Source organism: Siminovitchia fortis (assembly GCF_003605365.2).
Classification (GTDB): domain Bacteria; phylum Bacillota; class Bacilli; order Bacillales; family Bacillaceae_C; genus Siminovitchia; species Siminovitchia fortis.
The window spans coordinates 1-12,224 of the sequence record NZ_QYTU02000008.1 but is presented as its reverse complement, the minus strand read 5'-3'; the positions used below and the strand labels follow the sequence as shown (position 1 = coordinate 12,224).

Below are 12,224 nucleotides of genomic sequence, written 5' to 3'. Positions count from 1 at the left end.
TCTCCGCTTTTTCACTGCCCTATTCTTCGTGGCTGAACTGCCAGCCAATGCCGAACTTGTCCGTCAGTTTACCGTAGCATTTGCTGAAGAGCGTTTCCTGAAGCTCCATTTCTACAGTCCCGCCTTCACTCAGTTTATGAAAAGTGGACTTTACATCATCCATATTCTTACTGACAAAAGCAAGTGTGATATTGCTCCCGTTTTCTACCTCACTCCCCGGGAAAGTATCCGAGAACATTACATTGCTCCCTTCAATATTCAACCGTGCATGAATAACCCTGTCCTTGGCTTCTTCGGGAACAGCGTGCTCCGGATTCAATGGAGCGTCTCCAAATGTCATAATATGCGGTGTTTCGGTTTGAAATGCCTCAGCATAAAATTCCACCGCTTCCCTGCAATTTCCATTAAACATAAGATAAACATCAACAGCCACGTGAACCACTCCCTTTCAATTGTTAGACAAATTATATACCATTCATTTTCTCAGCACAAAAAAGAACCGGTTCAAAACGAACACAAAAAAAAGCGAAAGGTAACATATAGTTTCCTTTCGCCTGGATTTCAGCACTTATTTATTTCCCTTTCTCATGAAGCCTTTCCTGTTCCTGTTTTCCATACGTATATTGTTTCGGGTCTACAGGAGTCCAGTCCTTGTTAGGTGTATAGAACCTCAATAAGTCTCCGTACATCACCTTATCGGATAACTGAAGGTCACGGATGACGGACTCATTGACTTCCAGCATTTCTTTCGTTGGTTCTTCAATCTTTTCTTTCGTCGAATTGTCGTAATATACACCATCGATTTTGCTGAACTTCTCAGTCATGAAGTCGCCGTTTCTAAACGGTACATACGCTTTATGATCTTTTGAAAAAAGGTCAGTACCCATTTGGATATAATCCTGTGCTTTGATGCCTTGCAAGTGCAGCAATGTCGGCATGACGTCGACTTGTCCTGCGTACTCATGGTTCACGCCTTGGCCTTTTACACCAGGCACTCTGATCATCAATGGTACACGCTGCAATTCAGCGTGTTTCAACGGAGTGATTTCCTCTCCGATCAGTTCCTCCATTGCCCGGTTATGGTTATCGGAAATACCGTAATGGTCGCCATAAATCAAGATGACAGAATCATCGTATAAGCCTTCTGCCTTCAAATCGTTAACAAACTGTTCCAAAGCTTCATCCAGGTAGCGAGCTGTCTGGAAATATCTGTCCACTGATGCATCACCCGTTTCGGCAGGTGCAATCGTTGCATCCTCATCATCAATCAAATATGGATGGTGATGGGTCACCGAAATGAGGTGGGCATAAAACGGCTGTTTCAAGGATTTCAGCATCGGAATGGACTCTTCAAAGAACGGTTTATCCTTCAAGCCATAGCCGATCACATTTTCATCGGACATATTATAATAGCTGGCATCGAAGAATTCGTCTACGCCAAACTCTTTATAAATTTCATCGCGGTTCCAGAATGATTTATAATCGCCATGCAGTACCGCGCTTGTATATCCATGCTGATGCAAAATCGCAGGCAATGCCTGATATGTGTTATTCCCTTTCATGACAAACGCGGAACCTTGCGGCAATCCATATAAAGAATTGTCCATAATCAATTCTGCATCGGCCGTTTTACCCTGCTCGGTTTGATGGAAAAAGTTATCAAAATACGTAAATTCAGGATCGCGCACTAATGAATTCAGAAAAGGAGTGACCTCTTCCCCGTGAAGCTTATAATCTATTAAGAACGTTTGGAAAGATTCCAAATGTATTTTAATGATATTTTTCCCTTTCGCTTTGCCGAAGTATTCAGGATTTGGCTGGGCATACTTGCTCTTCGTGTAATTTTCAACTTCCGTCATATCATCACTTGATGCCATTACCCGCTGTTTCGAAGATTTTACGCTTTGGACAGCATCATAAATGGTAAAGTTGTAGGCTCCAAGATATTTGACAATATAATTTCGGTCAAAAGTCCGCTGCAATAACTGCGGACGGTCAATTTCGGCAAGTCCAAGGTTCACAACAAACAATATAACGCCTGATGTCAAAACCATCAAAGGCTTGCGAAGCTTGATTCGATCCGCGGACCAATTTCCTTTTGCTTTTATAAAAAAGACGATCATGATGATAATATCCAGTGCATAAAAAATATCGTGCCAAGCTACCAGATTAGCAATGCTTCCTCCGAGACTTCCAAAATTGCTTGTCTGGGTCAAAGTCGGGATCGTTATAAAGTCACTGTTAAAGCGGTAGAAAACTACATTGGCATATAATAGGAAACTTAGCGCAGTATAAATCGAAATCAACCATACGCCCATCCGTTTTCCTTTTGCAAACAAGGCCAAGCCAAGAAAAATCAGTGCGGAATTCAGCGGGTTAAAGAAAAGCAGAAATTGCTGTAATCCATTTTTGACTCCCAGGTTGAATTCAGTTTGATAGATAATATACGTTTTAATCCAGAAGAAAAATACCATCACTATAAAAAAGCCCGTTTTTGTACTCAAGAATTTCTTCATCATTCTCACCTCAAATATTCTAGGGCTGTCAATTTACAAAAAATAACCCAAAACAGAGATACCGAATATTCTGCCTTGGAGTTGTTAACTGGTTCACTTTACTTTATATGAAACTCGTTATTGAAAATTGATACTTAATTATTAAACCACATGTTTGCCAAACAGTAAACCCAAAAGGCAAAATGGAACCGTTCCCATGTAAAATAAAATTGTGGAAATATAAGGAAAGAACGCGGAAGCTTGGATGCAGCTGCCACTTAGCCCCCCAATAATCAATGCTTGGCCCATATAAAGCGATTGTCGATTTTTTTTCGCAGGGAGCTCCCTTACGCTTTTTCAATTTTAAAAATATCTATCAAGTCCACCTGGAAACCATCGAAAAGCTTGGAGGTGATGGGACCAGTATCTCTCCGGTTATCATGCTGCTCATACATTCCTTTTTCATTCAAAGTATAGACCGTTATTGTATCAAGCATAGGGTTTGCAATCCAATATTCTTTTACCCCATAATCCATGTAGAGATTAAGCTTTGTGACTAGATCAAGCGACTGGTTAGTGGGACTGAGAATTTCCACAATCAAATCTGGAACACCTACATATCTTGCATCTGTAAAACCACTTGGATCGCAAATAACCGTGATATCCGGAATCACAACTCTTGTGCCTTCCATTTTTTTGCTATTTAATTCAATATCATAAGGAGCATAAAATAACTCGCATGTTTTTCCATCGAGAAATTCCTCAAATGCTCTCCCCAGCTTGCGTGAAACCCTTTGATGTTTGGTCGAAGGCGATGGAGACATGTATATAAATCCATCGATATACTCCAATAACGAGTCATTGTTTTCGCGAATTTGCCAGTACTGTTCTAATGAGTGAATTCCTTTTACATATAAATGCATGATCAAATTCCCCCCGAACTCTTTACTATAGTATACCATTTATCCAGACCCTTCCCTTAACCACTTAAACGCTTTATAATTCCCTGGTGTCAAAAAAAGACATGATCGAAGCAAATGCTTTGACCATGTCTACAAATTGATGCTCATTTCTTTTTTATAGTAATCGTCCACGCTGCTTCGCCGAGCTGTTCGAAATTGGTGACTTCATGCCCGGATTCAGCCGCCCAGCGCGGAATGCTTTCTGTCGCCTGCGTGCAGTCAAAATTGATGATCAACTCGTCGCCTGCGGAAATTTTCTCGATTGCGTCTTTTGCTTCCACTAACGGAAATGGGCAAACCTGCCCCATTACATCCAATGTTGTAGTCATTTTAACATCCTCCTATGCTGTTACAGTTGTATCGGCGACAACTGTATTCTTTTTGGCTTTTGGACGGACAAAGACAAAGTACGATGCTGTCCAAGTTCCTAAAATGATGAATAATAGCGAGACCCAGCCCTGCCATGTCATCATGGCGGTCATAACAAGTCCGTTTCCAATGGAGCATCCACCTGCAAGGCTTGCGCCGAATCCCATCAGGTTACCGCCGATAAAGCTGGATATCCCTGTTTTTACGTCAGGCATTCTGAAACGGAATTCCCTGCTTCCTTTGGCCGCAGCAAAAGAGCCCAAAAAGATTCCCAGAACAAGGAACACGCCCCAGTTAATATATTGCTGGTCACCACTCACAAGAAATTGAAGAATATTCGCGGACGGCGTTGTAATTCCCAAGCCGGACATTCTTCCGGTCGCTTCACTGAGCGGCCAGGCCAAAATGGCAATTCCCCCGATGAGAAGGGCTGTAAAAAATGGATGCCAGCGTTTTTCAAAAAGTAAATGGCTCAATCCTGTCCTTTTGGGCTTCATTGTCGGAATGGCAATTTTAGGTTTTTTCAACTCCCTTATAATGAGCCAAAGGACAATTGCAGTAAATATAGCGATATAAACCCAAACGGAAATTCCAGTCGACTCTGCAATAGAGTTCGTCTTTGTTTGAACAGACTTCATCGATTGATCGATGGGAACCAGGACTCCTGACTTCATCACAGCGCTCATGAACATATAACCGAACAAAGCGATCCAGCTGCCAAGCAGCCCCTCTCCCGCACGGTACCACGTTCCTGTCGCACAGCCTCCTGCAAGCACAATCCCGATTCCAAAAATGAAAGATCCGATAATGGTGGCCATCCAGGAAAATCCTCCTGCCGTAAACTCAATGGCCCCGAACTGGATCAATGTATAGACGCCGATGCTTTGGACAGCAATGGCGATCAACAACGCATAGAACATGCGGTAATCTTTCGCAATATACATATCACGGAATCCGCCGGTTAAACAAAAGCGGCCTCTCTGCATGACAAAACCGAGCAGCGCTCCGCATAAAAGACCCGTGACGATCATTTGAAACATTCCTTTATCCACTCCTTTTAAACCACAGTAAACTCATTGGTTTTATAAACTTATTTTAAATGTTTCATATACCGTCGTCAAGGGGAGAATGTTCTGGTATAAAATTTAAGTTTTATTTAATGAAAAGCGGAAAAAGGAATAATAACAACATGAAAGGAGGCGCTGAAATTGAGCAATATTTTCGTTAAAGCAAGGGAATTATTTAAACGGGACGCCGCAAAAAGGGAAAACCCAAAAGCCTCCAACCAATTCAAAAAAACAAAAAAATAACATTTAAAAACGAGTGCAGCGGATATCCCGCTGCACTCGTTGTATTGCAAGTCATTTTTTTCACACTGAAGAACTATGCTTTCGCCCTTAAATTCTTTAAAACATTGTACCCAAAACAGAAAACCCCCAAGACTGTAACGGCTCCGCCCAGCGTTGCAATCGGGAAGAACACAGGACTGACTTCTAAAATGGCGAGTGCAATACTGATCATCATAATGGGCAGGCCGATATTATGAAGCCAAAAATGGGCCTTTGCGGCGGATGTCAATGGTAAATGGGGAAATAACAAATATAAAATACCGGCAATTACAAGCGACACCCAGCCAAGCAAGTTCATGTGCACATGAACTGTCGACAAAACAAACTTATGCGTAACCGACATATACAGACCAAGGGAGATGCCAATCAGGAAATACACGACAGCTATTTTGATCAGTTTAATCCCCATAAAAACCCCCCTCTTTTCGTTAATAAATATATGAGGGGCGTATATCATGTATACGTTGGCCGAAAAATTAATTTTCTCGCCAATTCCTGAGGATCCGGACCCTGTCCCTGATTTTTGCTTTAGATTTTTCAAGAAAAAAATATAAATTGATTGGCCTTTTTTTCTTTGGCCGATAGACCTTCACAAAAATCCGCTGTCCTCTTGCGCATATTTTCAGGTCAGTAGTTCGCCCTCCAACCTTGGCACATGCCGGCATCGGTTGGACAAATTGATGGAAATTCAAACAGGAAACGCTCAATTTCACGTCCCAGCGGCCCTTATAGAGCTTTGAAACATCAGAGAACCTGCCCTTAAATATCAAGGTGCTTGGATTTTCCCATCTAATTGACAGCGGAGCATATACATCCTCCATCTCCTTTCGTCTGCGCAGCTGTAAAAAAAGAACAATCCTGTGCCGGAAAACCGGCTCCATTTTTTTAAATGAGACCCTGCCTTCTACTCTAATGCCTGCTTCCCCATCTAATGCCATATTGGTAATATCCGCTAAGATCCCTTCAAGATGAACCCTTTGCCTGCTTTGTTTTCTTGCCTCATCAAAAATGGCCTTCCACCTTTCCTCCAACTTTTTATCCCCGAACACTTCAGTAATCTTCTTTGCTTCCTTGCTTAAAGCCCGCCGCTTCTCTTTATCCGAGAAAAGATCAGTCATCGCATCGGCCAAAGCTTTTATATCCCCTGGTTCAATGAGGAGCCCATTTTTTTCGTGTGTGATGATATCAGTCGGTCCATATTTGCAGGCATAGCAAATTACAGGCGTTCCAACACTCATGCTTTCAATAATGGACATGCCGAAAGCTTCGGATTTGGATGTAATCAATGAAAAGGCAGCCCTCCGGAAAGTATTTTCAACGTCATGGGTAAATCCTTTTATAAAAACATGATTTTCGATCCTTAAACGCTTGATAAGCCTTCTGTATCGCTCTTCTTCCCTTCCAAATCCCCAAATCTCAAGCTTCGCTTCCGGCACTTTTTTAACCACTCTTTTAAATGCTTTAATGGCATGATGGATTTGCTTGATTCCTTCATACCTTACAAGCATGACGGCTGTGTACGGATCATGTTCTTCCGCACTGTCGCCCCGTTTAAAAGCCGGATGGCCAACGGTATGAATTGTAGACCTGCGGCCAAAGCGGCTGGCGATATCTTTCGCCTGGCTCTCCGTTAAAGTTACAACTGCATCAAGCTGGTTCATTCGATCAAATAATAATTCATTTCTTTTTACAAGCGTACTGCCGTATTCATACGGCGACTGCAGATGGTTGCTATGTAAAACAGCGATTTTAACTGCCTGTTCATTCTTGATTCCCATAAGTATTTTGTCTGTAAAGCGGCTGTCGGACAACAAAATTGCTTCCTTGTTCTCAAAAAGCGATTGAATAAAATGCCGGCGATAGGCTTTCACTGTTTTAAATGATTTAACCATATTGCCATTTCGGTCGAGCAGATTGTACTTTCCCGACTGGAAGCACCTTTCAAAAAAGCACTTCCCTTCTTTCGTAAGCAATTGCTCCTTTATTGCTTTCCCATTCTTTTGATCATACTGCGTCACTTTTCTTGGCCGGCCTTCGAGGTCAAAGAGAATATGCTGATGGAGGGAGCCATCGTGATAGAAGGGGCGTATGGATTCATCCGTTTTCTCGGTTTCCTGTTGATTCATCAGAAATTCATATACATTAAAATGCTTGATTTTATCACTCCAAAGCCCTGTCCCTTGATAATGTTTTATCACATGATCGTAATCCGGATTAAAATCAAAGGTGATCAAACCAATATCATGATAAAGCCGACTTAACATGTCGGCCCGCTGTATCGCTGCTCTCGTCAACCCGCCCCTTGCTTTTTCAATAGAATGCAGCATGAAATAAACCGCGTAATCATTCAAAGCAGTTCACCCTTTTGGCTTCTTTCTTTTATAGGGATGGCCAAATGACTACGCGATTAAACAGTTTTGGAAAAAATATACTTAAAAAGCGAGCAGATTAAACCAGATTTTTGCTATCATATAGTTATCAGAGCTGTGGGAGTGACAGGTTTGTCAGAAGTATTTCCAATCATCGTTCCAGTCAAATCATCCTTAAAAAGTATCAATTTTTACTTGCTCAAAACAAATCAATCCCTCATGTTAATAGATGCAGGCTTAAACAATGACGATTGCTGGAACGCTTTGAACGATACATTAAATAAAAATAAATTTGGCATAAACGATATCACCCATATGATCCTGACACATCATCATATCGATCATGCCGGGCTTGTAAACAGAGTGGTGTCGGCAAATCCGGTTCCAGTATTCGCCCACCCGCTCTCTTTTCCTCGTTTAAAAAGGGACCCGGAATTTATTCAAATGAGAATTGAGTTCTTTGAAGAACTTTACAATGAAATGGGGTGCGGAGAATCCGGGAGAAAGCAGGTGGAGCATCTAAGAAGAGCAGCTGAAGAAAATGAATCACAAAAAATTGAATGTGACCTGAAAGAGTTGACACCAGGCCAATTTGAAAATTTGAAAGTCATTGAGGTTCCGGGGCACACGCCGGACCAAATAGCCCTTTTCCTCCCGAACAAAAAATGGCTTTTTTCAGGTGATCTGTTGATCAGCCATATATCTAGCAATGCCTTGGTTGAGCCGGACGAAAACGGAAAAAGAATCCGATCGCTCCCTGCCCATGTCGATTCATTAAAAAAATGCCTGTCCATTCCAATGAATACTGTATTTTCCGGACATGGAATTTTGATTGAAAATCCTCATGAATTGATTGAAAAAAGAATTGCAGGAATTGAGAGGAAGGCGGAGAAGTTCCTGCGTTTGATTGAGGATGGATATGAAACTGCAAGCGATGTTGCGCAGGCTTATTATAAGGATACATATGCGAAGCAATTTTCACTTGTTATGTCAAAAGTGATTGGGCATTTGGATTATTTGGAGGAGAGGGGGCGAATTAGAGGAGAGTTCAAGGAGGGAGTTTTGGAGTATAGATCAACATGATCTTAATTCAAAAGCCATCCATTTGGAGGATGACTACTGGTAAGACTTTATTTGTTTAACAAGTACCGGGCTATTCAACCACCAGATCGCATAATTCGCTCAATTTGCGTATGTCGCTGCTTATTCAACTTTTATTAACTCAAGTTTCGGACATGGGTCTATAATTCATCTCTGAAAATATTTTTAAGATCAATGGACAAATCATCAAAAATATTGACTTTAACAGCTTCATCGTTCGCATACGCGCCACCATGTTTGTAAAATCCATTTTCTAATAAATAAACATCTATTATTTCGTGGGATGGGTCGACAATCCAATACTCCTTTACACCTGCTCTTTGATATCGGTTAAATTTAATCATTTTGTCCGTTTTTGCAGTAGATTTTGATAATATTTCAACAATTAAGTCTGGGGAGCCTGCAATATAATTTTTTGCATTTTATCTATATCACATATAATCACAATATTTGGTTTCAACCAATCATTCACTTTAGCGGCATCTTTTTCCTCACTAAAACAAACATCAATCTCAGCCAGAACTCTATAGGATTTATTTCGTAAATATATGTTAAACTCAGTTAAAAGGTCCGTGGCAATTGATTGATGTTTTACACTGGGGGGGATGGGGACATATTATAAATTTGACCATCAATCACCTCATACTGAACATCGTCATCTAATTTCAAGTATTCAGCATATGTTAAAGAATTGTTTTCTTCTGACAATGCTATTGCTTTCCTCCCCCTTGCCTGTTTTCGATTGGGACTCCAGCAAACAACCGGTCTATTTCCGGTCTTATTGTATTCATTATATAACATCTTATTGAAACCACAGATCAATAAACGGGACTTTTGAGATGCCCCCAGATCATCATTCCTTCACCACTTATCTTTTAATTCTTTTCTTTTTGCCATTTAATGAATTCAATTAAAGTTCTATATTCCCCAATTTGCTCCTTGTCAATTCCTGTTTCCTTCAGTTCACTGACAAATTCCTGCCACTCTTTTTCCGGACACTCCTCAGGTTCTCTCTCTGCTCTGATAAGCGTGGTTACATTCACTTCCAATATATCCGCTATTCTATTGATCACCTGAATGGACGGGTTTTCGTTAATACTTCTTTCAAGTCCGCTTATATATGACTTTGAAACATTTGCTCTTTCTGCCAGTTCGGACAGCGACATTCCTCTTTTTCTTCGTATTTCGGCAATTTTTTTTCCTATCATAGATCAATACCTCAATGTTCTATAAATTTTGGGGAGACTTTGCTTAAATCACCATGACATGGTCATACTTTACCATGGTCGTTCCTTCTTCATAGTCACCTCCGGCAGCATTCGTTGCTCCCTGGATATTATTAATGATGTTTTTTACGAAATTCTGACCCATTTCATGTGCGTGCAAGTATCCTCCCCCAAATCTTGGATTAATTTCCGATACCGCATAGCCGTTTTCCGTTTTAAAGCAGTCAATATCGATTGGCCCCAAAGGATTTAATGCACCAATTAATTTTTCGACGACCTGTTTGAACATTGGATCTTTTACAGCGATGGATTTATCCGTTTCACCTGCCCTCATTTTTACTTTTCTTTTTAGAAAAATATTTATAGTCTCCTTCGAAATTACATCTATATAACAATCAGCACCATACTCCTCGCAATCCATATAAGGCTGGATAATATAATCTTGGTATCCTGCCTTAAACGGTTCCAGCTCTTTTAAATTATTCACTTTATTGATTCCCATACTTGCACTGCCGTTTCTCGGCTTTATGATCAGAGGGAATTTCAGCTGGTTTTTATTCAGGTCCATCAGTGCCGCGTCCATATCAATATAGGTAGGAACTGACGGTATGTTATTGGCCTGAAGGAATGCATATGTTGAATATTTGTCAAAACAGATATCGACCACGTTTTTATCACTTACAATGACCATGATGCCATCCTTTTTAAACTCTTCCTTGACGCCGGTCAGCAGCGATAATTCAGGATCAATCAAAGACAAAACGCCTTTGATGCTGTATTTTTCACACAATTTTTTTATATATGGAATGTAGTCAGGATGGTCTATACGAGGCGCCACCTCGTACATATCTGCGTGGTAAAGGGCTGCTGCTGTCTCATCGCAGTCTGCCGCGATGACTTTTCCTCCAACTTTATGAAGTTCCTCTTTAAAATATTGGATCAGCTTAACCCTGCGTCCGACACTGCAAATTAATATGTTCATAAACATCTCCTTCTATAAAATTCTTAAAAAACATAAATCTCTTCGTTGAAAAACTGCCGGATCGTCTCTTTTTTCCGGGCTGCAGTAAATTCCGGATGATCCATGGCTACAATGCCGGGGCGTTCTTTAATGAACGGCGGATTAAAAACGATTGTATAGGCGCCGACATTTTCAAAAATAATATAGTCGTCTTTCATGGGCAGCCTGCCTTTTATTTCAGAGGCCAGGTAATCCTTCTCCATACATGTATATCCAACGATATGAAAAGTTTGCTTTTCTTCGCTTGGATCATGTTCTTGCCTCACAATCTTCATCGGCAGATTGTTTTTGTGCATGGTCGGTTTTACATTATGAACACTTCCGTCAACCAATACAAAATAGTCATTCCTGATTCTTTTACTTTCAATCACTTTTGCTGCAAATAAAAAAACATTGGCAACCATTGCTACTCCCGGTTCCAATATCAATAACGGCTTTTTGTGAAAATCTCCGAATTCTGTATTCATGATTCCACATATCGTTTCAGCATAGTCGTCAAATGCCGGAACAAGCATATCATAAGGTTTCGGCAATTCTCCGTATATTCCGCCGCCAATGTCAATGTACTCCAGACTGTCCAAAATATTTTCTTTAGCCAGCGTACAGAGATTTTGGGTAATGATTTTATACGATTCCAAACTTCTATTTTTCGTTGAAAAGTGTCCGTGCAACCCTACAATCCGTATATTCTCCATTGACCTTAATTCCGTTAAAGCGTGTTCCAGGTTCCCATTGTTGACACATATTCCAAACCTGCTGTATTTATAGCCTTCCTGGAGAGCGCTGACACCATTTTGGGAAATCTCAAAGTTCACTCTTAACCCTACGGGCACTTCAACTTCCGGATTTTTTGAAGCAAATCTTTTGACAAAGTCTATTTCATACAATGAATCAATATTGAGAATGCTATTATTTGTCAATGCCAAATTGATATCATCCATCGTTTTTAAAGGGCCGTTAAATATGATTCTTTTTGGATCTTCTCCTATTTTCAGGGCCAAATCATATTCCAGGCGTGACACGACTTCAGCGTATGCCCCCAGGTTTGATAACTCCTTGCATAAATAGGGAAGATAATTCGTTTTATAGGAGTAACCGATGATAAAATTTTCATACCTGCTTTTAAAAGCCGTATTAATTTTTCTGTAATTTTCCCTTAATTTGTTGACATCCAATATATAGAAAGAAGAGCCAAATTCAGCCTCCAGCCGCTGAATTTGATCGTGTTTCAAAAGTACATGTTCCAAGCCCGGGGCATCTGTGACTGTACATGCATTTAACCTTTCCACAAAATTACCTCCAATTATCCCAAATTACGAAAGTAAATTTACT

12 protein-coding genes are annotated in these 12,224 nt (G+C 40.6%); 1 reads left to right on the top strand and 11 read right to left on the bottom strand.

The features are described from left to right. Window positions 1–19 precede the first annotated feature (19 nt). The 7 genes from D4N35_RS05530 to D4N35_RS05500 all read right to left on the bottom strand — a co-directional run bounded on the left by D4N35_RS05530 (window position 20) and on the right by D4N35_RS05500 (window position 7,526). Window positions 20–433, bottom strand: a complete 414-nt coding sequence (locus tag D4N35_RS05530; RefSeq protein ID WP_120071251.1) for a VOC family protein — start codon at window positions 431–433, stop codon at window positions 20–22. Window positions 434–572: 139 nt separating this feature from the next. Further along, window positions 573–2,516, bottom strand: coding sequence for a lipoteichoic acid synthase (gene ltaS, locus D4N35_RS05525; RefSeq protein ID WP_120071249.1), 1,944 nt, complete (start codon window positions 2,514–2,516; stop codon window positions 573–575). A 326-nt stretch (window positions 2,517–2,842) separates the two neighbouring features. Beyond that, on the bottom strand, window positions 2,843–3,418 hold the full coding sequence (locus D4N35_RS05520) for a Uma2 family endonuclease (RefSeq protein ID WP_120071247.1): 576 nt from the start codon (window positions 3,416–3,418) through the stop codon (window positions 2,843–2,845). A 143-nt stretch (window positions 3,419–3,561) separates the two neighbouring features. Continuing rightward, window positions 3,562–3,786 carry a sulfurtransferase TusA family protein gene (locus tag D4N35_RS05515; RefSeq protein ID WP_120071245.1) on the bottom strand — a complete coding sequence of 75 codons (225 nt, stop codon included), beginning with the start codon at window positions 3,784–3,786 and terminating at the stop codon, window positions 3,562–3,564. Between the two features lie 12 nt (window positions 3,787–3,798). Beyond that, the gene (locus D4N35_RS05510) at window positions 3,799–4,857 is read right to left on the bottom strand and encodes a YeeE/YedE family protein (RefSeq protein ID WP_120071406.1); all 1,059 of its coding nucleotides are present in this window, start codon (window positions 4,855–4,857) and stop codon (window positions 3,799–3,801) included. Window positions 4,858–5,209: 352 nt separating this feature from the next. Further along, window positions 5,210–5,584, bottom strand: coding sequence for a cytochrome-c oxidase (locus D4N35_RS05505; RefSeq protein WP_120071243.1), 375 nt, complete (start codon window positions 5,582–5,584; stop codon window positions 5,210–5,212). Window positions 5,585–5,651: 67 nt separating this feature from the next. Beyond that, the gene (locus tag D4N35_RS05500) at window positions 5,652–7,526 is read right to left on the bottom strand and encodes a glycosyltransferase (protein ID WP_120071241.1); all 1,875 of its coding nucleotides are present in this window, start codon (window positions 7,524–7,526) and stop codon (window positions 5,652–5,654) included. A gap of 141 nt (window positions 7,527–7,667) precedes the next feature. On the opposite strand from D4N35_RS05500, the gene D4N35_RS05495 reads away from it, so the two are divergent. After that, complete coding sequence (locus D4N35_RS05495; protein WP_430722742.1) at window positions 7,668–8,627, top strand: MBL fold metallo-hydrolase; 960 nt, start codon at window positions 7,668–7,670, stop codon at window positions 8,625–8,627. Between the two features lie 158 nt (window positions 8,628–8,785). On the opposite strand, the gene D4N35_RS18365 is transcribed toward D4N35_RS05495, so the two are convergent. The 4 genes from D4N35_RS18365 to D4N35_RS05475 form a co-directional block, all read right to left on the bottom strand. Beyond that, complete coding sequence (locus tag D4N35_RS18365) at window positions 8,786–9,022, bottom strand: Uma2 family endonuclease (protein ID WP_235870303.1); 237 nt, start codon at window positions 9,020–9,022, stop codon at window positions 8,786–8,788. A 498-nt stretch (window positions 9,023–9,520) separates the two neighbouring features. Continuing rightward, window positions 9,521–9,853: a helix-turn-helix domain-containing protein gene (locus D4N35_RS05485; protein ID WP_120071239.1), complete on the bottom strand. Its 333-nt coding sequence runs from the start codon at window positions 9,851–9,853 to the stop codon at window positions 9,521–9,523. Window positions 9,854–9,896: 43 nt separating this feature from the next. Beyond that, window positions 9,897–10,853, bottom strand: a complete 957-nt coding sequence (locus D4N35_RS05480) for an ATP-grasp domain-containing protein (protein ID WP_120071236.1) — start codon at window positions 10,851–10,853, stop codon at window positions 9,897–9,899. Window positions 10,854–10,876: 23 nt separating this feature from the next. Continuing rightward, window positions 10,877–12,181 carry a type III PLP-dependent enzyme domain-containing protein gene (locus D4N35_RS05475; RefSeq protein WP_120071234.1) on the bottom strand — a complete coding sequence of 435 codons (1,305 nt, stop codon included), beginning with the start codon at window positions 12,179–12,181 and terminating at the stop codon, window positions 10,877–10,879. Between the last annotated feature and the right edge of the window lie 43 nt (window positions 12,182–12,224).

Excerpts from the sequence above, each read along its gene's own strand:
- ltaS (WP_120071249.1), bottom strand. The coding sequence starts at position 2,516 with ATGAAGAAATTCTTGAGTACAAAAACGGGCTTTTTTATAGTGATGGTA.
- D4N35_RS05520 (WP_120071247.1), bottom strand. The coding sequence starts at position 3,418 with ATGCATTTATATGTAAAAGGAATTCACTCATTAGAACAGTACTGGCAA.
- D4N35_RS05515 (WP_120071245.1), bottom strand. The coding sequence starts at position 3,786 with ATGACTACAACATTGGATGTAATGGGGCAGGTTTGCCCATTTCCGTTA.
- D4N35_RS05510 (WP_120071406.1), bottom strand. The coding sequence starts at position 4,857 with ATGATCGTCACGGGTCTTTTATGCGGAGCGCTGCTCGGTTTTGTCATG.
- D4N35_RS05505 (WP_120071243.1), bottom strand. The coding sequence starts at position 5,584 with ATGGGGATTAAACTGATCAAAATAGCTGTCGTGTATTTCCTGATTGGC.
- D4N35_RS05485 (WP_120071239.1), bottom strand. The coding sequence starts at position 9,853 with ATGATAGGAAAAAAAATTGCCGAAATACGAAGAAAAAGAGGAATGTCG.
- D4N35_RS05480 (WP_120071236.1), bottom strand. The coding sequence starts at position 10,853 with ATGAACATATTAATTTGCAGTGTCGGACGCAGGGTTAAGCTGATCCAA.